This window comes from Luteibacter sp. HAY1-4A (assembly GCF_056755355.1).
The window spans coordinates 21,044-42,710 of the sequence record NZ_JBNDHZ010000032.1; the positions used below are offsets into that span (position 1 = coordinate 21,044).

General features: G+C 66.7%; 17 protein-coding genes. 2 read left to right on the forward strand and 15 right to left on the reverse strand.

Going from position 1 to position 21,667, the window contains the following annotated elements; all coding sequences use genetic code 11:
• Nucleotides 1–114 precede the first annotated feature (114 nt).
• The 3 genes from ACPYOD_RS12245 to ACPYOD_RS12255 all read right to left on the reverse strand — a co-directional run bounded on the left by ACPYOD_RS12245 (nucleotide 115) and on the right by ACPYOD_RS12255 (nucleotide 4,946).
• Nucleotides 115–3,216 carry an efflux RND transporter permease subunit gene (locus ACPYOD_RS12245; RefSeq protein ID WP_481302007.1) on the reverse strand — a complete coding sequence of 1,034 codons (3,102 nt, stop codon included), beginning with the start codon at nucleotides 3,214–3,216 and terminating at the stop codon, nucleotides 115–117.
• Between the two features lie 10 nt (nucleotides 3,217–3,226).
• Entirely contained in the window at nucleotides 3,227–4,369 is a 1,143-nt protein-coding gene (locus ACPYOD_RS12250) for an efflux RND transporter periplasmic adaptor subunit (RefSeq protein ID WP_481302008.1), read from the reverse strand.
• 118 nt (nucleotides 4,370–4,487) lie between these two features.
• On the reverse strand, nucleotides 4,488–4,946 hold the full coding sequence (locus ACPYOD_RS12255; RefSeq protein WP_481302009.1) for a MarR family winged helix-turn-helix transcriptional regulator: 459 nt from the start codon (nucleotides 4,944–4,946) through the stop codon (nucleotides 4,488–4,490).
• Nucleotides 4,947–5,021: 75 nt separating this feature from the next.
• Between ACPYOD_RS12255 and ACPYOD_RS12260 the strand changes: the two genes are divergently transcribed.
• Nucleotides 5,022–5,537 carry an O-acetyl-ADP-ribose deacetylase gene (locus tag ACPYOD_RS12260; RefSeq protein WP_481302010.1) on the forward strand — a complete coding sequence of 172 codons (516 nt, stop codon included), beginning with the start codon at nucleotides 5,022–5,024 and terminating at the stop codon, nucleotides 5,535–5,537.
• Here the strand turns inward: ACPYOD_RS12260 and ACPYOD_RS12265 are convergent.
• The 12 genes from ACPYOD_RS12265 to ACPYOD_RS12320 form a co-directional block, all read right to left on the reverse strand.
• Entirely contained in the window at nucleotides 5,534–7,225 is a 1,692-nt protein-coding gene (locus ACPYOD_RS12265) for a BatD family protein (protein ID WP_481302011.1), read from the reverse strand. The genes ACPYOD_RS12260 and ACPYOD_RS12265 overlap by 4 nt on opposite strands.
• Nucleotides 7,226–7,227: 2 nt before the next feature.
• On the reverse strand, nucleotides 7,228–9,120 hold the full coding sequence (locus ACPYOD_RS12270; protein WP_481302012.1) for a tetratricopeptide repeat protein: 1,893 nt from the start codon (nucleotides 9,118–9,120) through the stop codon (nucleotides 7,228–7,230).
• The gene (locus tag ACPYOD_RS12275) at nucleotides 9,117–10,097 is read right to left on the reverse strand and encodes a VWA domain-containing protein (RefSeq protein ID WP_481302032.1); all 981 of its coding nucleotides are present in this window, start codon (nucleotides 10,095–10,097) and stop codon (nucleotides 9,117–9,119) included. Before ACPYOD_RS12275 ends, ACPYOD_RS12270 begins: the two co-directional genes overlap by 4 nt.
• Nucleotides 10,090–10,572: a DUF4381 domain-containing protein gene (locus ACPYOD_RS12280; RefSeq protein ID WP_481302013.1), complete on the reverse strand. Its 483-nt coding sequence runs from the start codon at nucleotides 10,570–10,572 to the stop codon at nucleotides 10,090–10,092. The genes ACPYOD_RS12275 and ACPYOD_RS12280 overlap by 8 nt, the downstream gene beginning before the upstream one ends.
• Nucleotides 10,572–11,492: a DUF58 domain-containing protein gene (locus ACPYOD_RS12285; protein WP_481302014.1), complete on the reverse strand. Its 921-nt coding sequence runs from the start codon at nucleotides 11,490–11,492 to the stop codon at nucleotides 10,572–10,574. The genes ACPYOD_RS12280 and ACPYOD_RS12285 overlap by 1 nt, the downstream gene beginning before the upstream one ends.
• Nucleotides 11,489–12,481 (reverse strand): AAA family ATPase, encoded by a 993-nt coding sequence (locus ACPYOD_RS12290; protein ID WP_481302015.1) that lies wholly within the window; start codon nucleotides 12,479–12,481, stop codon nucleotides 11,489–11,491. The genes ACPYOD_RS12285 and ACPYOD_RS12290 overlap by 4 nt, the downstream gene beginning before the upstream one ends.
• Nucleotides 12,482–12,722: 241 nt before the next feature.
• Nucleotides 12,723–13,379: a hypothetical protein gene (locus tag ACPYOD_RS12295; protein WP_481302016.1), complete on the reverse strand. Its 657-nt coding sequence runs from the start codon at nucleotides 13,377–13,379 to the stop codon at nucleotides 12,723–12,725.
• 187 nt (nucleotides 13,380–13,566) lie between these two features.
• A complete protein-coding gene (locus ACPYOD_RS12300; RefSeq protein ID WP_481302017.1) occupies nucleotides 13,567–15,843 on the reverse strand; it encodes a type IV pilus secretin PilQ in 2,277 nt (758 codons plus the stop codon).
• A gap of 18 nt (nucleotides 15,844–15,861) precedes the next feature.
• Nucleotides 15,862–16,389, reverse strand: coding sequence for a pilus assembly protein PilP (locus ACPYOD_RS12305; protein WP_481302018.1), 528 nt, complete (start codon nucleotides 16,387–16,389; stop codon nucleotides 15,862–15,864).
• A complete protein-coding gene (locus ACPYOD_RS12310) occupies nucleotides 16,389–17,045 on the reverse strand; it encodes a type IV pilus inner membrane component PilO (protein ID WP_481302019.1) in 657 nt (218 codons plus the stop codon). The genes ACPYOD_RS12305 and ACPYOD_RS12310 overlap by 1 nt, the downstream gene beginning before the upstream one ends.
• Nucleotides 17,042–17,797, reverse strand: a complete 756-nt coding sequence (locus ACPYOD_RS12315) for a PilN domain-containing protein (protein WP_481302020.1) — start codon at nucleotides 17,795–17,797, stop codon at nucleotides 17,042–17,044. The genes ACPYOD_RS12310 and ACPYOD_RS12315 overlap by 4 nt, the downstream gene beginning before the upstream one ends.
• Entirely contained in the window at nucleotides 17,797–18,855 is a 1,059-nt protein-coding gene (locus ACPYOD_RS12320) for a pilus assembly protein PilM (protein ID WP_481302021.1), read from the reverse strand. The genes ACPYOD_RS12315 and ACPYOD_RS12320 overlap by 1 nt, the downstream gene beginning before the upstream one ends.
• Before the next feature lie 236 nt (nucleotides 18,856–19,091).
• Between ACPYOD_RS12320 and ACPYOD_RS12325 the strand changes: the two genes are divergently transcribed.
• The gene (locus ACPYOD_RS12325) at nucleotides 19,092–21,659 is read left to right on the forward strand and encodes a penicillin-binding protein 1A (protein ID WP_481302022.1); all 2,568 of its coding nucleotides are present in this window, start codon (nucleotides 19,092–19,094) and stop codon (nucleotides 21,657–21,659) included.
• Nucleotides 21,660–21,667 lie beyond the last annotated feature (8 nt).

A 21,667-nucleotide genomic window follows, 5' to 3' on the forward strand; every position in this document is an offset into this window, starting at 1 on the left:
CGTGACGCGATGTGGGAGCCGCTTCAGCGGCGATGGGTGCTCACGGCAAGCTGCCCGCTGCCGCGGGATCGCCGCTGAAGCGGCTCCCACAGATGCAAGAGGCCCTGGAGCGCCTCAGTGCGCCGGCGTGGTTTCCAGCTTCTTCGCCGGCGCCAGCCTGTCCTGCAGGCGATTCATGTAGAGGTAGATCACCGGCGTGAGGTACAGCGTCAGGATCTGCGAAACGATCAATCCGCCCACCACCGCCAGGCCCAGCGGGCGGCGCGTTTCCGCACCGGCGCCGATGCCCAGCGCGATCGGCAACGTGCCCGCGAAGGCCGCCATCGTCGTCATCATGATGGGGCGGAAACGCACGCGGCATGCCTCGTAGATGGCGTCGAACGGTGCCAGGCCCGGCTCGCGCTGACGCTCCAGCGCGAAGTCGATCATCATGATCGCATTCTTCTTCACGATGCCCACCAGCATGATGATGCCGACGAACGCGAACAGGTCGAGCGATGCGTTGAAGATCACCAGCGTGAGCAGCGCGCCCACCGCCGCCGCCGGCAATCCGGAAAGGATCGTCAACGGGTGGATGAAGCTCTCGTAGAGGATGCCCAGCACGAGGTAGATCACGAACACGGCCAGCAGGAGCAGCAGGCCCATGCCCTTCACGGAATCCTGGAATGCCTGCGCCGTGCCCTGCACCGCACCGCTCAGCGTGGGCGGCAGCTTCATCTCGGTGGTGGCGCGATCGATGCTCGACACGGCGTCGCTCAGCGACACGCCGGGCGCGAGGTTGAACGACACCGTGACCGCAGGCAACTGCCCCTGGTGGTTCACGGTGAGTACCTGCGGTGTCCGCTTGAAGCTCGCCACCGTGTTCAGGGGAATGAGCTTGCCGCTGTCCGAGGTGACATAGAGTCTTGACAGCACGGCGGGGTCGTCCTGCATGCGCCGTTCTACTTGGAGGATCACCCAATACTGCGTGGCGGCGCCATAGATCGTCGAGATCTGGTTCTCGCCGAACGCGGAGCCGAGCGCTGTCTGCACCTGGTCCATGGTGAGGCCCAGCGGCGCCAGCTTGTCGCGATTCACCGTAACGACCATGGATGGACTGTTGAGGTCGAGGTCGGTGGTCACGTCCTGGAAACCCGGCAGCTTCTGGAATGCGACGGCGAGTCGGCCCGACCAATCGTAGAGCGCATGCAGGTCGGTCGATTGCACGGTGTACTGGTATTGCGCCTTCGACTGCCGGCCACCGACCTGGATCGCGGGGGGATTCTGGATGTAGGTGCGGATGCCCGGCACCTCGGCGAACTTGCGGCGCAGGTCCTGAGTGACCTCATCGGGTGTGGTGTGGCCACGATCGGCCGGCGATTTCAGGCGCAGGAGCATGGAACCCGCGTTCGCGGTGGCACGCGGACCGCCCGCGCCGACGCTCGACATCACCGCCTCGATATTCGGGTCCTGTTGCGCGATGGTGGCCAGCGCCTGCTGGCGAACCGACATCGCGGCAAAGGAAATGTCGGTGGGCCCTTCCGTGGTCACGCGCAACTGGCCGCTGTCGCCCGCGGGGATGAAGTCCTTGGGGGTGATGACGAAAAGCACGCCCGTCGCGACAAGGCTGAGCGCGAAGACGCCGAGGACGGTGCGCGGATGCCGCATGCCCCAGCCCAGCGAACTCGCATAACCGTTCGATACGGCCGTGAAGCCCCGGTCGAACCAGCGGACGATGAAACTGCGCTTCTCGTGCGCATGCGCCTTGACGAAGCGGCTGCACAGCATCGGCGTGAGGGTGATCGACACGAAACCCGAGATGAGGATCGACACACTGATGACGACCGCGAACTCGTGGAACAGCCGGCCGACGATGCCGCCCATGAACATCACGGGGATGAACACCGCCACCAGCGACAAGGTCATCGAGAAGATGGTGAAGCCGATTTCGTTGGCGCCCTTCACGGCCGCGTCGAACGGTGCCTCGCCGGCCTCGATGTGCCGCATGATGTTCTCGAGCATCACGATGGCGTCGTCGACCACGAAACCCACCGCGAGCGTGAGCGCCAGGAGCGACAGGTTGTCCAGGCTGTAGCCGAGCGCGAACATCGCGCCGAAGGTGCCCAATACGGAAATGGGCAGCGCCACGGCGGGAATGAGGGTAGCGGACGCGTTACCGAGGAACAGGTAGATCACCAGCACCACGAGCACGCCCGCGAGCACCAGCGTGAATTGCACGTCGTGCACGGAATCGCGGATGGACTCCGAACGGTCGTACATCACGTTCAACTTCACCGAGGGCGGCAACGTCGCGGTGAACCCGGGCAGCAGGCCGAGGATGTTGTCCACCGTCTCCACCGTGTTCGCACCCGGCTGGCGCTGGATGGCGAGGGTGATCGAACGGCCGCCGTTGAACCAGCTGGCTTTCTGGTCGTCCTGCACACTGTCGTGCGGCGTGGCGATGTCGGAAAGGCGCACGGGCGCGCCGTTGCGGTATGCCACGACGATCTGTCCGTAATCCGCCGCGCGCATCAGCTGGCCGTCCGAACGGATCGACAGCAACTGGCGTTTTCCGTTGAGCGAGCCAGTCGCCTTGTTCACGTTGGCGGCGGCGATGGCGTCGCGCATCTTGTCCACGCCGATGCCCGTCGCGGCGAGGCGGTCGGGATCGACGGCGATGCGCACCGCATACTTCTGCGAGCCATACACGTTCACCTGTGCCACGCCGTCGACCATCGAAAGGCGCTGCGCCAGTTCCGTTTCGGCGTAGTCGTCCACCGTGGAAAGCGGCAGCGTGGTGGACTGCATGGTGAGGTAGAGGATCGGCGCATCGGCCGGGTTCACCTTGCGGTAGGTCGGCGGCGTGGGCATGTCGCGCGGCAGTTGGCGCGTCGCGGCGGAAATCGCCGCCTGCACGTCCTGCGCCGCGCCGTCGATGCTGCGATCGAGCGCGAAGGTGACGGTGATGGATGTAGAGCCCAGCGAACTGGACGAGGTCATCGAATCGATGCCGGCGATGGTCGACAGCTGCGCCTCGAGGGGCGTGGCCACCGACGACGCCATCGTTTCCGGCGAGGCGCCGGGCAGGCTGGCGCTGATGTTGATCGTCGGAAAGTCGACGTTGGGCAGCTCGTTCACCGGTAGCTTCGGATAGGCGGCTATACCGAAGATCACCAGCGCCGCCATCAGCAGCGTGGTCATCACCGGCCGGCGGATGCAGAGTTCCGGCAGGTTCATCGGCGAGCCCTCAACCCTTGTCGACGCGCACGCGCGCGCCGTCGACGAGCAGCATCTGGCCTTCCGTGACGACGCGCTCCCCTGCCTGCAGGCCCTTGTCGACGACCACGCGGTCCGCACTGGTGGCGCCGGTGGCGATCGCACGCTGTTCCACCGTACCGTCCGCCTTCACCACGAATACGAACGTGCCCTCCGTCGAACTCTGCAACGCCACTACCGGAATGCTGACGGCGTCGAAGAGGCGCGTCGTCGGCAAGGTCACTTCGGCGAACTGGCCTGGCGTAAGCCGCCCGTCGGCGTTGGCGAAGCGGCCCTTGAGGACGATGGTTCCCGTCGTGGCGTCCACCGCGTTGTCGATGAATTCCAATTCGCCCTTCAGCGGCTCGCCATCGTCGCCGGGAATCTTCGCGTGCACGGGAAGGGGGCCGCGCCGCGCACTGTTGCGCACCGCCGCCAGGCTGTCCTCGGGGATGGAGAAGGCCACGCGGATCGGGTCCACCTCGTTGAGCACCACGATGTCGGTGGTGTCGGCGCTCAGTGTGGCGCCGGGATAGGCCAATGGCGCGCCGGTCACGCCGTCGAAGGGCGCCACGATGGTGGTGAAATCCAGTTGGGTCTTGGCGGCTCGCGCGGCGGCCCGGTCACTCTCGAGGGCGGCGCGGGCTACGCCCAGGTTGGCCTTGTAGAGGTCGAAGTCGGCCCGGCTGACGAAGCCTTTGCCAAGCATGTTCTGATAACGGGCCTGGTCGGCCTCGGCCTTCGCCAGCTGGGCCTGGTCGCGGGCCACATTGCCCATGGCTTCGTCGTAGGCGGCCTGCAGCGGGCGCGGGTCGACCTTGGCCAGCAGCGTGCCCTTCTTCACGTGGCTTCCGGGCGTGAAGGCCAGCGATTCCAGCTGGCCGTTGACACGGGACCGCACGTTCACCGTGGAATACGCCTCCGCGCGCCCGATCACCTTGAGGGAAAGGTCGATTTCACCCCGCGTCGCCACCGCAACCGTCACGGGCACGCCGGACGCGGCGCCGTTCGCAGTGGCGTTGGCGCCCGCGGTCTTGCTGCCGCCTCCGTGTTGGCGCCACATGCCGAATACGACGGCAGCGACGACCAGGAGGCCGACGATGAGGAGGAGTTTCTTCCCGGGGGATCGCTGCATGTGGGCTCCGGCCGAATCCTTCCGGTTCGGTCGCCGCGCTGGGGAGGCGCGGCCTTGGGTTCAGGGGGCGGTTATCCGTAGAAGCTAACGCACATGCCTACAATGGGTTGACTGCCGTTCAGCTTTCTTCGGCCGGACCGTCCAGCCCCTGGAGGTTTTCCTTCATGCGGTCGAGCACGGCCAGCATGGTCTGCAATTCTGCCGTGGAAATGCCCTGGGTGGCATCGCGGCGAAGGCCGCGGGCGATGTCTTCCATGTCGTCGATGACACCGCGGGCCTGGTCGGTGTCGTGCAGGCGCCAGGCGCGGCGATCTTTCGGATCCGCCCGCCGTTCCACGAAGCCCGCCGACTGCAGGCGGTCGATGACGCGGCCCACCGCGATGGGCTCCATGTCCAGTTGCTCGGCCAATTCGTTCTGGCGCATGCCGGGGCGGCGATGCAGCGCCTTGAGCGCGCGCCACTGTGCACGCGTGAGCCCAAAGCGCACCGCCCGCCGGTCGAAGTGCTTGCGGAAAAGCAAGGTCACATCGTTGATGAGGTATGCGAACGAGATATCTTCGACTTTGAGTTCGGCCATGGCCTTCGGTTGGATCGTTTGGTTGTCCAGGACATCGTAGCCAAATGCCACCTGGCCGTCACAAGGAGTTTTCCTATGAAAGTCGAAGTGATCGAGGCGGATATCACCACAATGGACGTGGATGCGATCGTGAACGCGGCGAACGAATCCCTTCTTGGCGGGGGTGGCGTGGATGGCGCGATTCACCGCGCCGCCGGGCCGGCGCTGCTCGCCGCATGCCGCGCCCTGCCGGAAGTGCGCAGGGGCGTGCGGTGCCCGACGGGAGAGGCTCGCTACACGCCCGGATTCGACCTGCCCGCCCGCTTCGTGATCCACACGGTCGGCCCGGTCTGGCACGGCGGTGACCGCGGCGAGCCCGCCCTTCTGGCCGATTGCTATACGAATTGCCTCAAAACGGCACGGCAACTGGCGCTGGATTCGATCGCGTTCCCGGCCATCAGCGCGGGCATCTACGGCTACCCGCCCGACGCGGCGGCGGCCATCGCCGTGACGACGGTTCGCAACGCCGCCTGGACGCCCGGACGCGTAGTCTTCTGCACCTTCGGCGCGCGCATGACCGCCATTTACCAAGCCTTGTTGCAGCGCACCTAGCGCGGGTAAAGCGGCGGCAGGCTGGCCCCTGTATGAGCCGATGGCAACGGCATCCAGTCGAATCCATGGGCGAATGCGTCGCGCAAAGCGGCACCGGGAACGGCTCCGTCCGCGAAGCGCGCGCGTTGCAGCGCCGCAATGGTGTCGCGTTGCGGGCCCTCGCGGAGTTGGCTGGACAACTCGCCCAGCGAACGGACCGATGGCCGGACCGCACGCGCCCATTGAAGCAGCCCATGTTCCATGGCCACGGGATCGGAACCCGCCGCCGCCTGCAGGAACCGCTGGTGCGCCGTGCGCTCACGCACGGGTGCCTCGGTGTCGGCCGCCGGCACCTTCACCTTGCGTGATAGGCCGCGGCGCGCGATGGCAAACCACGCGGCGATCGTCACGAGCCATAGGGCGAGCACGCCGACGAACAACCAGCGCCAGGGGATGTTGCTGTCGGCCGCCGGGGCGACGGTCCCGGTCGTTGCCGCGGAAGCAGGCGCTCCGGCGACGGACGCCTTCGCGGCAGGGCCTACCGCTGGAGCGGCACCCGTCACGCTTCCCGCCTCCACCACGATGTCGTGCGCGGGTACCGTGGCGACTTCAGGCTTGTCCGTGACCACGTTCCACCAGTGCAGCGTGGTGGCGGGAATATGCAATGTGCCTGCTCGCGTCGGAACGACCGCGAAGCCCTGCTGCCGCCGGCCTGTGATCCAGGAGCCGCTGGTACCGCCGCCGGTCACCGCCTTGTCGGGGTAGACGTCGGCGCCGTCGAGTTTCGGCAGGGACAGCGCAGGCAGTGCTTCGAAAGGCATGCCGGTGGCGGTCAGCCGCATGGTGAGCGTGATGGGCTGGCCGACGCGACCCTTCCCGTCGGCGGGCAGGCCGTCGAGCGACAGCTTCAGATCGCGGGCCGGAATCCAGGCACCGTCGGTGACCGGCGCGGGGCGGCCCTTCACCTCGACACGCAGCCTCTCCGCGACGGCATTCACCGGCTCGCCGGCACCGAAGAAGGAGTTCGCGTCCGTAGGATCCACAGCCGTGCCCTGGAACGTCGGCGGCTGGATCTCGAGCGTGCCGGGGCGCTGCGGGAAGATGGCGTAATGCCGCTCGACCACGTTGAACCGGCGGCCGCCACGCGTCGCTTGATAGTTCGCATCCTGACCGATGCGCCGTACCTCGGCACCTTCGGCGGAAGGATCCCCCAGCTGGCCGTCGGCGAGGTTCACCGCGAAATAGAGGCGCAAGGTGTAGTCGATCTGCTGGCCCACATAGGCCTTCGCGGGATCGGCCGTTCCCTCGAGCACGATGGGCCGATCGGCGGGTGCGGCGTTCGTGTCGGTGGAGGCCACCACGTCGAGCGACACGGGCTGGGTCTGCTGTCCGCCGATAGTCAGCGCCGGTACGGTGAGGTGGCCCTCGCGTCGCGGGCGCAGCGCGATGCCGAGGATGGTGCGCGATTCGCGCCTGCCGTTGACGATGCTCAGCGTGTGGTTGGTGGAGGTGCCCAGCACCACGAAGTCCGGCGTGAGGGGCGAGAGATCCGGTGACTCCGTGGTCTGGTCGGCTATCTCGATATTGAGCGTGACCGTCTCGCCCACGCCGACCTTGCTGCGGTCGAGCGATGCCACGGGCGACGCGTCCTGCGCCCAGGCGAGCCATGGCAAACATCCCAGCATGATGCCGAGCAAGATCCCGCGCATGTTCATTCTTCCGGCTCCGCGCCGTGGCGGCGTTGGTATTCGAGCATGAACTTCCTCCGTAGCAGGCCGCCCGGATCGTCCGGCACGCGCATCAACGCGCGCTGCACGTCGGCAGGCAGCTTCGAAGAAGCATCGTCGCTGGAGACGGCGCCCAGGTCGTGCTCCTGGTTGCCTTCATCGCCCGCCTTCTTTCCCGCAAGGGCTTCGTCCATCTTCTGCTTCAACGCCTGCTGCGCTTCACGCGCCTGTGCGCGTTCCGCCTGCGATTTTTTCTCCGCATCGCCCTGCGGCGCCTGCGCCTTCCCGTTGTCCTTGCCGCGGTCGCCGCCTTCGCCTTCGCCGGCCTTGTTCGGATCGCCCTGCTGCTGGCCGTTCTCGTTGCCATCGGCGCCGGACTGCTTGCCGCTTTCGCCTTGCTTGCCATCCTTGCCGTCCTGCTGGCCTTGCTGCTGATCCTTGTCGCCGGACTGGCCCTTCTGGGGTTTGTCCTTGTCGCCCTGCCCGCTCTGCTTGTCCTGCTGCTTTTTCTGTTCTTGCTGCCGCTTCAGGAAATCGGCCACGGCCTTGCGGTTCGCCGCCGCGTCTTCATTATGCGGATTCGCCTTCAGCGCGCGGTCGTAGGCGGCGATGGCGTCCTCGTACCGTTGTTGCTTCGCCAACGCGTTACCGAGGTTGTATTGCGAATCGCTGTCGCCGCGCTGCGCGAGCGCATTCTCGGCCGAGGCGTAGTCGCCCGCACGATAAGCGGCGGCACCACGCAATGCCGGGTCCTGCGCCAATGCCTGCGCACGATGCGCGTCGCCGGCGGCAAGCGCGCGGGCGGCCTGCTGGTCGCGCGTGCGAAAGACATCGGTGACGCCATCCGCGCGCGCGGGCGACAGCGGCAACAGGGCCAGCGCGACCACGAGCATCCAGCCGCGCCGGAACGCGAGCGCCACGATCGGCAACAAGGGCAGCAACAACCACGGACCGCGATCCTGCCATTGGCCCGAGGTGGCACCTTCCACGGCCTTACTGTCGCCTTCGCCGCGTGCCATGCCCGCCAGGGCGGTCACGTCCGAAGCGTCGTTGGCGACGGCGACGAAGCGCCCGCCTCCGGCATCCGCCACGGCGGCAAGCGACGCGTCGTCGCGTGGTGCCATCACGATGTCGCCACGCGCATCCTTCAGGAAACCGCCATCGTCCGTGGCGATGGGGCCGCCGCGCACGCTGCCGATACCGAGCACGGAGATACGATCGCCGGCGGCACGCGCGCGGCGGGCCGCGGCCACCGCGCTGGCATCCGCACGGTCTGTCACCAGCACGATGGAGCCGCCACGCAAATCCGCCCGGCGAATGAGATCGGCGGCAAGGTCGATCGCCTTGCCGGGATCGTCGCCGTCCACCGGCATCGTGTCCGGTGCCAGTGCGGTGAGCAGGTCGTCCACGCTATGGGCGTCCGTCGTGAGCGGCGCGACGGTGAAGGCTTCACCGGTATACGCGACCAGCGCATTCATGCCGTCGCGGTTGGCCGCGTACAGCTCGCGCACCTTGTAGCGCGCGCGGCTGAGGCGGTCGGGCACGATGTCGTGCGAAAGCATATGCGGCGACATCGAAACGACCACGACCTGGGCGGCCCGCTCGGCGAACAGTTGCTGCGACTGCCTGTCCCACGTGGGGCCTGCCAGCGCGAGGATGGCCAGTATCGCCGCGCCGACGAACGCCGCCACCGGCCCACGCGACGCGGACGGCGTGCCGTCGAGCAGGTAGGGCAGCAGGGCTGGGTCGGCGAGGCGCGCGAGCATGCGCTCCCCCATCTTTCGCCGCGCCACGAGCCAGGCCAGCACCGGTACGAGAAGCAGCAGCCAGAGCCAGCGCGGTTCGATGAAATGGAAGTTGGCGAGCCACGTCTTCATGCGGCCGCCCTCCTCCCCACGTACCGCGGGAGCACCGCGAGTCCGAACAGAACCAGCGCCGCGAGAAGCGGCCAGCGGAAGAGTTCGAAGCGGGGCCGCAATGCGGCACCTTGCTGCGGCACCGGCTCCAGTTCGTCGATGGCGCGATAGGCCTTCGCCAGTTCGTTCGTATCGGTAGCCCGGAAGAAACGCCCGCCAGTCTGATTGGCGATGTCGGTGAGCATGCCGACGTCGAGGTCGGCGGAAGGATTCACGACGCGGGTACCGAAGAAGTCGGGCACGCGCATGGCGTTCGCACCGATGCCGATGGTGTACACACGCACACCCGCCGCCTTGGCGGCACGCGCCGCCTCGCGGGGTGCGATGGATCCGGCGTTGTTCACGCCGTCGGTGAGCAGTACCACGACCCGCGCCGCTTCCGGCATGTCGGCGAGCCGCTTCACGGCTACGGCGAGGGCATCGCCGATGGCCGTCTCCCGACCGGGCAGGCCCACCACGGCGCCGTGCAACTGCGCGCGCACGGCATCCAGGTCGTACGTGAGCGGCGTGACGAGATAGGCCTGCGAACCGAACAGGATGAGTCCGAGTTCGTCGCCCGCGCGCCGGTCGATGAAGTCGCCGGCGATCGCTTCCACGGCCGCGAAACGCGTGACCTGCCGCCCCGCCAGCTGCATGTCGTCGAGCGACATGCTGCCCGAGAGGTCCACGGCCATCATGAGCGCGCGGCCGCTGCGCCGCTGCGGTTCCGGTGGCCCGAGGTGCTGCGGACGCGCGGCGGCGGCGACGAGGCAGAGCCACGCCAGCGCCAGCAGCAACGTGGCCGCGAACGGCGCGCGGGTGAGCGACGCCTGTACCAGGGAAAGCCCGGGCTGCGGCAGGTTCATCGCCTGCGCCGGCTTCAACGGACGCAACACATGCCGCAGCAGCCAGGGCAACGGCAGCGCCAGGAACATCCAGGGCCATGCGAATTCAGGCAGCGACATGTGGTCGCCTCCGCTGCAGCGCCTTGCGCACCCACGCCTCGACCGCCGCCGACGTCTCGCGCACGTCGATATCCGCCGAGCGCTGGTACTTGGCTTCGTCCAGGGCCACGAGCCGCGACACGTCCCGATCGGGGCCGATCGCGGCAAGTGCATCGCGCCACGCGCTGCCGGACAACGTGACGCTACGCGGATCGCGAAAGCGCGCCACGCGACGCACCAGCTGGCTTACGTTTGCGGCGAAGGCAAGGGTGTCGCCATCGCGCGCATGCCGTGCCGATGCGTCGCGCAGGTCGGCGAGCGATGCCTCGACAAACCGGCGCCAGGCCGCCCGCCTGCGCAGGAAAACGACCAGCACGACGGCGCCAGCCGCCAGCAGCGCGAGCAGCAGCCACCAGCCCGGCGCGAGGGGCCACCACAGGGAGACCTGTGGCACGTGGATGTCGCGCAGCTCGGGACCGTTGCCTGGCATCAGCGTGCCCTTGCCGTGCCAAGCAGGGCCACGATGGCGTCGAGCGGATCGGCACTCGTGTCGAGTGTGCGATGGCGCAGACCGAGACCGTCGCACAACTCGTCCAGGCGGCGATGGCCTTCGCCGAGGCTGCGTGCGAAGTCGCTGCGCTGACGCTCGCCCTGCAACACCACGTCGTAGTGCACCCCGCGGTGGGCGAAGGGATAGCGGCCTGCGGGGGGCTCCGACAATTCGAGCGGATCGGCGACGGTAAGCACGGAGACTTCCGCCTTGGCCACGAGGCCAAGCATGCGCCCGCGCGCCGCAGCGTCCACCGCGAAGCCGTCACTGACGAGCAACACACGCGATGCGCCGTGCATGAGCCTGCCGGCGCGCTGCAAAGCTGCCGAGAGGGTTTCGTCCTCGCCAGGCGGCAGGGCGTCCCACGCGGCCAGGGCACCGGCGACGGCGAGCGCGCCCCGCGATCCGCCTTGCGGACGCAACAACTGACGCTGTCCGCCAAAAGCCAGCACGCCCACGCGGTCGGCGCCGCGGACGGCATACCACGCGGCCATGGCAGCAGTTCGCGCCGCCTGCACGGACTTGAACCGCGTACGCGTGCCGAAGCGCATGCTGGCATTGGTATCGAGCAGGATCAGCAGCCGCCCTTCCCGTTCTTCCTGGAACAGTTTCGTGTGCGCGACGCCACTGCGCGCCGTCAGGCGCCAGTCCATGCGGCGCACGTCGTCGCCGGCCTGATACACGCGCGATTCGGCGTAATCCATGCCACGGCCATGCAGGCGGCTGGGCCGCTGCCCGCTGCGTTGCACACGCGACGTGACGGATGGCGCGGGCGCCCGTGCCACGCGCGAACGCAGGGCGATGAGTTCGGGGAGCGACACATGGACGCGCCCATCGGCGACGGGAGCCACGGTGCTCACGGCAGCGGCACGAGGTCCAGCAGGCGGTCGATCACGGTGTCAATGCGCACGCCTTCGGCTTCCGCCTCGTAACTCGGCAGCACGCGGTGCCGGAGTACCTCGTGCGCGATGGCATGAATGTCTTCCGGTACCACGTAGTCGCGGCCGGCGAGCCACGCATGGGCACGCGCGCAGCGGTCGAGCGCGATGGTGGCACGGGGGCTGGCGCCCCAGGCGATCCAGCGCGCCAGTTCCTGGCCGTAGCGCCCGGCCTCGCGGGACGCGACCACGAGTTGCGTGATGTACAGCTCCAGCGGTTCGGCCATGTGTACCGCGAGCACGGCGTCGCGAGCGGCGAACACGTCCGCCGGGCGGAGCATGTGCACGGTTGTGGCTGCCGGATGCAACGTCGCGCGTGCCTGTTCGCGGGCGAGGCGCAGGATCGCCAGTTCCGCGTCGGCATCGGGATAGCCGATGGTGACGTGCATGAGGAAGCGGTCCAGCTGCGCCTCGGGCAGCGCGAACGTGCCTTCCTGTTCGATGGGGTTCTGCGTGGCCATGACCATGAAGAGGTCGGGTAGCGGCCAGGTGCGTCGCCCGATGGTGATCTGCCGCTCCGCCATGGCTTCCAGCAGCGCCGACTGCACCTTCGCCGGGGCGCGGTTGATCTCGTCGGCCAGCACGATGTTGTGGAACAGCGGGCCGCGCTCGAACTCGAACCCGCCGGTCTGCGGCCGGAAGATGTCGGTGCCGGTGAGGTCGGCCGGCAAGAGGTCGGGCGTGAACTGGATGCGATGGAAGTCGGCCTCCACGCGGGTGGCCAGCGCCTTGATCGCCGTGGTCTTTGCCAGTCCCGGGGCGCCTTCCACCAGCAGGTGGCCGTCGGCCAGCAGCGCGATGAGCAGGCATTCGACCAGGTGCGGCTGGCCGATGATGCTCCGGGCCAGGTCCTCGCGCAGGCGGACGAAGGCGTCCTGGAGCGGCGTGGCGGCGATCGGTGTGGCGGACATCTGAGGGAATCCCGGACAAGGCGAAGGCCCGATCAGACCACAGAGTTGCCAAGAAGTTTAGGGCTGAAGGTCAGGGGCTCAAGTTCGCCTGCGTCATATCCGCAGCGTCACGCGAGGGCGTTTGAACCAGTTCACCGCTTCCGCCCGTCATCCGCCGGTAGTGTATGCCGGGGCGACGTGTGAAGCGAAGTATCAGAAAATGGCCCCGGAAACGGCCGGGGCCGAGAGGCACGGGTCGCTTTTAAGCCCCCCCAGCCTTATCCGGCGCGGCAACATCCCCGCGCGGCAGGTAATGCATTGATTCCATGCCGTCTTGGCGCGCTGCCACCCTATGCAATGTCTGGATGAGATAAGGCTGGCACTGTACGGACGGCGTGCCGCCTGTCACCGTCCAACCAGCGGGAATCGGCGTGTTGCTGCATACAGCCAGTCCTTCCGATGCTTGAGCGATGGTGGAAATCCCATAGCCACCGCACTGGTTTGTCGTAATCCCGTTGCCTGTGATCACCCAGGGATTCCAGATGACACTGGGGGAACAGATCGCGATGTTGTTGGTTGGAAGACTGAGCGTCATCGCCCCCTGAAAGCCCGCGCAGATCGAACTCACTGTATTGATGCCGGTAATGACATATGGCGCGGGGTATCCCGAGCCAAAACAAGCCTGAATACCGTTGGTCGCCGGAGCGATCGTCCATCGATAGACCGCGATGCCTGGACAGGCACCATTTATGTCGGAGGCCGTCACAACATAACCGGCCGGAAGTCCCTGGTTGCTACAAATCGTAAGCGCGGTTGCGTTGGTCGTTTCCCCATTCGCTCGGGCGTGCGGGGAGCAGAAAATCGCGAACAAAGAAATGGCACACAGCGTGACGTAAATGCCGAACTTCTTGAATGCCATTGCGAACCTCCTGTAGTGGGCATCCGAGAAGCTACGTGATGCATCCTTGAGCTAATGAGACACACCTCACATCCAATCCTACTGGGAGATTCGACCGTAGCCCGTTTTCGGCATTTCATCCCGCCGGTTGAAAAGAGAACGCCCGCTTGCGCGGGCGTTCTGCATTCTCACTGCAACGATGAGCGGCTTATTGCAGCGTATCGCTGAGGATACGCGGCGTTACGAAAATGAGCAGTTCGGCCTTGTTGTTGCCACGGTTGGTGCGGCGGAACAGGACACCCAGGCCGGGGATATCGCCAAGACCCGGCACCTTGTTCGTGGTGTTCGTCTTGGTGATCTCGTAGATACCGCCCAGCACCACGGTCTGTCCGTTGTCGACAAGCACCGACGTGTTGATTTCACGGGTGTCGATCGACGGGACGAAGCCACCGCCCGGCGACGGCGTGTTGCCGGCGAGGGCGTCTTTCTTCACATTGATCTTCAGGTAGACGCGGCTGTCGGCGGTGATCGTGGGCGTCACGCGCAGTTCGAGCACGGCATCTTTGAACTGCACCGTGGCGTTCTGCGCACCACCGCCCGAACCCGATGCCTGGTAGGTCACGTAGCCGATCTGCGTACCCTGCTTGATCACGGCTTCCTGCTGGTTGGCCGTGATGACGCGCGGACTGGAAACGACCTCGCTGCGACCCTCCGTCTGCGCTGCCGACAATTCCAGGTCGACCATGTAGTTGGCGCCGAGGATCGCAAGACCGATGCTACCCGCCGGATTGGAGACCGGAAGGTTCACGTTGTAGCCACCCGGTAGCGTATACGGCTGACGGGTCGGCAAGGTGCCGGTCGAGCCGTTGGCGAGGTACTGGTTGACCGCGTTGGCGTAGTTGACGTCGCTGTTGCGGACGCTGGTGACAAGGCCGCCCGTGCCGCCGCCGGTCGTACCGGTGCCGCCGCTGCTCAGGTCCGGCGTAGTGCCGATGATCTGATTGGCGTTGTTGTGATTGAAACCCTGGGCACCCCAGCGGACACCCAGTTCGCGGCTGAACTGGTCGGTGGCCACGACGATGCGCGATTCGATCAACACCTGCTGTACCGGACGGTCGAGCGTGCCGATGAGTTCGCGCAGGTCGCGGATCTTGTCCGGCGTGTCGTTGATAAGCAGGGTATTCGTGCGGTCGTCGAACGACACGCTGCCGCGCGGCGAGAGGAAGCCGCGACTACCGCCGCCGCCCGAGCCGCCACCGCCCTGCATGCTGCCCTGGGTAAGCAGCTTGGCAATATCTTCGGCCTTGCCGTAGCTGATGGGGATGTAGTCGGACACCAGTTCGGCGGAGTCTTCGGCCTTCTGACGCGCGTCGGCGAGGCTCTGCTCGTAAGTGGCGAGTTCGGCCTGCGGGGCGATCCAGATGACGTTGCCGCTACGCCGCTTGTCCAGGCCCTTGGCGCGCAGGATCACGTCCAGCGCCTGATCCCACGGGGTATTCACGAGGCGGAGGGTGACGCTGCCGCCGACGCTGTCGGAAGCGACGAGATTGAGCTTGGCTTCGTCAGCAATGAGCTGCAACGCGGAGCGGACGGGGATGTCCTGGAAATTGAAGGTCAGCCGGGAACCCGAATACGTCGGTTCCTGCCCCTTGGCGGCCTTGCCCGTCGGTGCGGCAGCCTTCTTCGGCGCGATCTCCACGGCATATTCGGTGCCGTTCTGGTAGGCCGAGACCTCGACCTCGCCCCGGGTACGAATATCGAGGCGGGCGCCGCCCGGCCGCGAACTGGGTTCGATCGACTGTACCGGCGTGGCGAAGTCGAGCACGTCGAGGCGCTGGTTGAGCTTTGCAGGCAACGACGTACCGGGCAGGCTCACCACGACATGGTCGCCTTCGCGACGCATCTCCGGCGTGGAAGCGGCCGAACCGAGCGTAACGAGCACACGGCCCTCGCCGTTCTGGCCACGACGGAAGTCGATGTTCGACAGCGGAGCGCCGGCGCTGGACGGGAGGGCCTTCGTCGGATCGGAAACGATGGCCGTCGTGGTGGTAGCGCCCGACGGGCCGTTGTTGACCGTAACGACGAGGTTTTTGCCGTCGACACGGGTCTTGTAGGCGGAGTCACGGAACAGCTCGACGGTGACGCGGGTACGGCCGCCGGCGGACACCACGGAAACACCGGAGGTCGCGCCCTTGCCGATATCGATGTGACGTGTGCTGAAGGCGTTGGTGGTGTCCGCAAGGTCGATGGCGATGCGCGGCGGATTGCTGGTCGTGAAGACCTTGGGATCCGGCGCCCTTTCGGAGAAAGCCAGGGTCAGCTCCACGCGTCCGCCTGGCTGCGCGTCGTAGCTGACCTTCTGCAATGCGTTGGCCGCCGCGGCATTACCGGCGAAGGCACCCGCGAAGGCCAGCGTGGCGCCGAGGATCCAGCGGCGCGACCGATGGCGCGCGCTACCCGGCAGATGATTGAAATTGGTCGTCATGTGCGTCATCCCCGAGTTTTATTTCTCACCGACCGCGATGCTTGCCGGACGCTCCATCCAACCGCCGGCGCCATTCGGCACCAGCTCGACCAGATCGATACGGTCCTCCCCGACGGCGGTAATACGGCCGTAGGCTTGCCCCATGTATTCATTTCGGTGGACCCGATGGATCACCCCGCCCGGGTCTTTCACGAGTGCTTCGAGGCGGGAACCAGCACCAACCGTGCCAACCATCTTCAGGCTGTCCAGCGAAAACATTTCCAGCGGTTCCTTGGGGCGGTTCTCGTCCGGCCGCGGCCCACTGGAGGCCGCCGTGTCCATCTCGGCCGAGCTTGGGCTGAACGGGTCGCGGGCGCCCTGGTCCTGGTATGCGAACGTTTCGAACGTGCGGATCACCGGCAACGGCGGGATGGGCACGCCCTTCTTGTGCTTTTCGGCATCGACCCATTCGCGCAGGTCGGACGTGCCGCGCGTGCAGCCGGCCAGGGCCAGCAGGGCAAACGCACTGAGAGCGAGGGGGCGCAGGATGGTGGAGGGGCGGGTCATCACTTCTTCTTCCCCTTCTCCGTCTTCGCCGGCTTCTTCGGCTGTTCGTCGTCGTCGAGGTAGCGGTAGGTCTTCACCGTGCCCTGCAGGACCAGCAGGCCCGAACCACCCTTGCCATCCTTGCCGAGGTCTTTCGGACTCAGCGAGACGTCGTGCAGCGTCAAGATCACGACGCGTGGAAGCGAGGCCACGCCACTGATGAAGGTTCCGAACTGGTGGTACGTACCGACCATGCGCAGCGTGATCGGCTTCTCGGCGTAGAAGTCCTTCGGCGTTTCGGGACCGGGCTGGAACAGTTCGTTCTCGATGCCGGCAGCAAGCGCCGTCTGCGAGATGTCGATGAGCAGTTCCGGCATCTCGGTCTTGCTGGGCAGCTGGCGCAGCAGGGTGCGCAGCATGTCCTGCATGTCGGCGAGCTGCTGCTCCAGCGCTTCGAGGTTGGCCGACTTCGCCTGCTTGGTCGAGAACTCGCTCTTCAGCCGTTCTTCCTGGCTTTCGGCATTGGCCAGGTCGTCCTGCTGGGAGCTGATCTGGAAATACCAGCCGGCGAGCAGGACCACCACGAATACCAGGCCCGTGAAGAAGAGCTTGATCGATTTCGGCCAGCCACCGACGTTATGGCGATCGAGGTTGCGCAGATCGTCAAGGAATTTCATGGCTTGGCTCCCGCTGGCGCGGACGCGGCAGGCGGCGCGGCCGGAGCGGCGGCGTCAGGCTTGGCTGACGCCTGGGTCGCTGCGGCGGGCGTCGGTGTGCCGGTAGCGGACTGGGCGGCCTGGACAAGCGGCGCCGGCACGGCGGCCGGGCCGGCAGATGTTGCTGCGGACGTGCCGCCGGCCGCCGGGGCGGCGTCCCCTGCGGTGTCGGCCGGGCTGTTCAGGCGCACGTCGAGACCGAAGCGATACGGCATGCGGGAACCGTCGTGGGTATTTTCTGTCTTGCGCAGGTCGACATGGCCCATCCATGGGGAGGCTTCGATGTTGCGCATGTATTCCGCCACGCTCGAATTCGACTGCGCCACGCCGTCCAGCGACATCGACTGGGCGGACTGCTTCATACCCGACAGCCGGGCGCTGGCCGGGATCGTCTTCACCAGTTCGTCGAACAGGTGGACCATCTGCGAGCGGTTGGCCTGCAGTTGCTCGATGATCTGCTTGCGCTGGAGCAGGTCGGCGCGAACCTTCTCCAGGTCCTTGATCTTCGCGATGCGATCGTCGAGCTGCTTGATCTCGCCTTGCAGGTAGGTGTTCCGATCGCCCTGGTTGCTGATGCGCGCGTCCATCCAAAACGACCAGGCGATCAGCACCACGAGCGCGGCACCGAAGGCCAGGCCAAGCTGGATGTAGAACTCCCTCTCGCGCTGCTTGCGGCGCTCGGCGCGCCAGGGGAGCAGGTTTATGCGTGCCATCAGTCGAAGCTCCTCATGGCCAGGCCGACGGCGATCATCAAGGCGGGCGCGTCCTGGGCGAGGGTCTGGGCCTGCACCTTGCTGGACAGCGACATCCGGGCCAGCGGGTTGGCGACCACGCAGGGCACGCCCAGCTGCTGTTCGAGAAGTTCCGTGATGCCGTCGATGGCGGCGCAGCCGCCGGCGATCACCACCTGGTCGACGCGGCTGTACTCGCTGCCGGCGAAGAAGAACTGGAGCAGGCGGCTCACCTGCTGCACCAGCGACTCCTTGAACGGCTCCAGGGCCTCGGCCTCGTAGGACTCCGGCAGGCCACCCTTGCGCTTGGCGCGGCCGGCTTCCTCATAGGACAGGCCATAGCGCCGCATGATCTCGTCGGTGAGCTGCTTGCCGCCGAAGACCTGCTCGCGCGAATAAATGGTGCGCTGGTTCTTGAGCACCGCCAGCGTCGTCATGGTGGCGCCGATGTCCACCACGGCCACCAGTGCATCGCGGGACACCGCCAACTGGTCGGCCACCATGCCGAAGGCGTTCTCCATGGCGAAGGCCTCGACGTCGATGACCCGGGCGGTCAGGCCACCCAGGTCGAGCGCGGCGATGCGCATGTCCACGTTCTCCGTCCGCGACGCGGCCAGGAGCACGTTGTTCATTTCCGGATTGTCGCGGACCGGGCCCAGCACCTCGAAATCGAGGCTGACTTCCTCGATGGGATAAGGGATGTACTGGTTGGCCTCGACCTGGATCTGCCCTTCGAGGTCGTCCTCGGACAGGTCGGCCGACATGGGGATGACGCGGGTGATCACGGCGGACCCGGCCACCGCGGCGGCCGCGTGCCGGCTCTTGGCCCCAGACCGGGCCAGGGCGCGGCGGATGGCCTCGCCGACCGCCTCGACCTCGACGATGTTCTTTTCCACCACCGCGTTGGGCGGCAATGGCTCGACGGCGTAATGCTCCACGCGATAGCGCCCGCCGGCTTGGCTGAGTTGAAGCAGCTTTACCGCGGTCGAGCTGATATCGACGCCGATCAACGGCGCCGCTTTCGGTGTAAAGAGCCCCACGATGTCCCCCTTCCCCGCGCCTTGTCGGAATTAGTCTTCGGCGCGAAGGCATTAAACCTAAACCTTAACGGATTGGCAACGGGCGCATAGGGGGGCTTACCGGCACTAATTCACAAATCCAGTCACTGGGTTAGCGGACGCCCTTAACACTCGGTCGAATTCCCGGACCCCCGCCCGGCCGGCGGCTTGGCTCTATACTCGGCCCCGACACACAAGGCGGTGACCCCTTCCCCTCCATGCGAATTCTCAAGCGTCTGCTGCGCTACGCGCTGTACCTGGCCCTGGCCGGCATCCTCTTCGTGGTTGGCGCCGTGGGCGTTGCCTACTGGCTGCTCGCCCCGCGCCTGCCTTCCGTGGCGGTGCTCCGCGACTACCACATGCAGGTACCCCTACGCGTACTGAGCTCCGACGGGCGCCTCGTCGCCTCCTTCGGCGAGACCCGGCGCATTCCGGTCCATATCGCCGATGTGCCTGCCCGGCTGAAGAACGCCGTGCTCTCGGCCGAGGATGCCGATTTCTACAGCCATCCGGGCGTGGACTGGCATGGCATCGCCCGCGCCGGCATCCATGTCATCGTCTCCGGCGGCGACAAGGGCCCGGGCGGTTCCACCATCACCCAGCAGGTGGCGCGCAACTTCTTCCTCAGCCCCGAGAAGCTCTACTCGCGCAAGCTGACGGAGATGTTCATCGCCCTGCGGATGGAGAACGAACTCAGCAAGGACCAGATCCTCGAGCTCTACATCAACAAGATGTTCCTCGGGCATCGTTCGTACGGGCTGGCCGCGGCCGCGGCCTACTATTACGGCAAGACACTGGATCAGCTCACCGTCGCCGAGTGCGCGGCGCTCGCGTCCACGTTCCAGCTGCCGTCCGTGGTCAATCCGCTGAACAACCCCAAGCGGCTGCTCGCCCGCCGCAACTGGGTACTCGGGCAGATGCTGAGCAACCGCTTCATCACCCAGGCCGAATACGAACAGGCCATCCAGGAACCCAACGACGCCTTCCCGCACGAGCAGCAGATAGAGGTGGATGCGCCGTACCTGGCCGAAATGGTTCGCCAGCAGGTGCTGGAAAAACTCGGCAACGACGCCCTTACCGAGGGTTACGTCGTGCACACCACCGTGCCCAGCGACAGCCAGGCGGCCGCCAACGACGCGCTGCGCGGCAGGCTTTCCGCCTACGACCGCCGGCACGGCTACCGCGGCCCCGAGGGACACGAGGAATTGCCGGCCCAGGCCGGCCCCGAGGATTTCGACCGCGTTCTCGCGGGCTACACAAGCGTCGCGGGCATGATTCCCGGCATCGTCACGGAGACAGGCGCGAAGGAGGCCAAGGTGTACCTCTCGCCCAAGGAGACGGTCACGCTCAGCCTGGAGTCCATGGCCTGGGCGCGGCCCTACGTCAACGAAGGCCGCGCCGGCGCCGCACCGACACGGGTCGACGCCGTGCTCAAGCGCGGCGATGTGGTCCGGCTGTTCCGCGCCGCCAAGGACGAGGTCAATGAAGACGTCGCCACCGACGGCAACGCCGCTGCCGCGGCAAAGCCCGAGCCCAAGCTCGAATGGCGTCTCACGCAGATTCCGGCGGTGCAGGCCGCACTGGTTTCCCTGGATCCGGAAGACGGCGCGGTGCGCGCCCTCGTCGGCGGCTTCAGCTTCGTGCGCTCGAAGTTCAACCGCGCCGTGATGGCGGCGCGCCAGCCAGGGTCCAGCTTCAAGCCTTACCTGTATTCGGCCGCCTTCGACCGCGGGTTCACGCCCGCGTCGATCGTGAACGATGCGCCCGTGGCCTTCCCCGATCCGTCGCGCCCCGACGGCATGTGGACCCCTTCGAACGACGACGGCAAGTTCGATGGCCCCATGCGCCTGCGCGAAGCGCTGGTGAAGTCGAAGAACCTCGTCTCGGTGCGGCTGCTCGACGCGATAGGCCTGCGCTACGCGCGCGAGTACATGACGCGTTTCGGTTTCACGCCGGACGCCCTGCCGCAGAACCTCTCGCTGGCATTGGGCACGGCCTCGGTGTCGCCGATGAGCATGGCGCGCGGCTATGCCGTGTTCGCCAACGGCGGCTACCTCGTCACGCCCTATTTCATCTCGCGCATCGACGACCGCGACGGCAATCCCGTTTACGTGGCGAACCCCGAGCGTGCCTGCGCCGACTGCCAGGAGCGCCTGCTCAACCCGACGCCGCCCGGCCCGCCGACACAGGCGTCCACGGCATTGATCCCTGCGCGTCCCGCCACGGCGGGCACCGCCGCCGGCAGCGGCACCGGCGACGCCGTGTTGCCGGCGGATGCGCACGCCGACGCGTCGGAAGCACCGAAGCTCGCGCCGCACGTCATCGACGTGCGCAACGACTACCTCGTAACCTCGCTCATGCAGGACGTGGTGAAGCGCGGCACCGGCGCCGCGGCCAAGGCACTCGGCCGCGACGACATCGCCGGCAAGACGGGCTCCACGAACGATCATCGCGACGCATGGTTCGTCGGTTTCAACGGCGACGTGTCTACGGCGGTCTGGGTGGGTTTCGACGACTTCAGTTCGCTCGGCCGCGGCGAGTTCGGCGCGAAGGCGGCGCTGCCGATCTGGATGGATTACATGGGCGCCGTCCTCAAGGACAAGCCGTCCCATGCACTGGCCATGCCGCCCGGCATTGCCACCGTGCAGGTCGATCCAGGTTCGGGGCTGCCCTCGCCCGGCGGCATGAACGAGATCATGAAGGTCGAAGACGTCGATCGTCTTCGCGACCAGGCGACGCAGAAGCAACAGGAGGAACAGCAGGAACACGCCTACGACATCTTCTGACGCGTCCC

Coding starts and splice junctions, on each gene's coding strand:
- ACPYOD_RS12245 (WP_481302007.1), bottom strand. CDS start 3,216: ATGAACCTGCCGGAACTCTGCATCCGCCGGCCGGTGATGACCACGCTG.
- ACPYOD_RS12250 (WP_481302008.1), bottom strand. CDS start 4,369: ATGCAGCGATCCCCCGGGAAGAAACTCCTCCTCATCGTCGGCCTCCTG.
- ACPYOD_RS12255 (WP_481302009.1), bottom strand. CDS start 4,946: ATGGCCGAACTCAAAGTCGAAGATATCTCGTTCGCATACCTCATCAAC.
- ACPYOD_RS12260 (WP_481302010.1), top strand. CDS start 5,022: ATGAAAGTCGAAGTGATCGAGGCGGATATCACCACAATGGACGTGGAT.
- ACPYOD_RS12265 (WP_481302011.1), bottom strand. CDS start 7,225: ATGCGCGGGATCTTGCTCGGCATCATGCTGGGATGTTTGCCATGGCTC.
- ACPYOD_RS12270 (WP_481302012.1), bottom strand. CDS start 9,120: ATGAAGACGTGGCTCGCCAACTTCCATTTCATCGAACCGCGCTGGCTC.
- ACPYOD_RS12280 (WP_481302013.1), bottom strand. CDS start 10,572: ATGCCAGGCAACGGTCCCGAGCTGCGCGACATCCACGTGCCACAGGTC.
- ACPYOD_RS12290 (WP_481302015.1), bottom strand. CDS start 12,481: ATGTCCGCCACACCGATCGCCGCCACGCCGCTCCAGGACGCCTTCGTC.
- ACPYOD_RS12295 (WP_481302016.1), bottom strand. CDS start 13,379: ATGGCATTCAAGAAGTTCGGCATTTACGTCACGCTGTGTGCCATTTCT.
- ACPYOD_RS12300 (WP_481302017.1), bottom strand. CDS start 15,843: ATGACGACCAATTTCAATCATCTGCCGGGTAGCGCGCGCCATCGGTCG.
- ACPYOD_RS12305 (WP_481302018.1), bottom strand. CDS start 16,389: ATGACCCGCCCCTCCACCATCCTGCGCCCCCTCGCTCTCAGTGCGTTT.
- ACPYOD_RS12310 (WP_481302019.1), bottom strand. CDS start 17,045: ATGAAATTCCTTGACGATCTGCGCAACCTCGATCGCCATAACGTCGGT.
- ACPYOD_RS12315 (WP_481302020.1), bottom strand. CDS start 17,797: ATGGCACGCATAAACCTGCTCCCCTGGCGCGCCGAGCGCCGCAAGCAG.
- ACPYOD_RS12325 (WP_481302022.1), top strand. CDS start 19,092: ATGCGAATTCTCAAGCGTCTGCTGCGCTACGCGCTGTACCTGGCCCTG.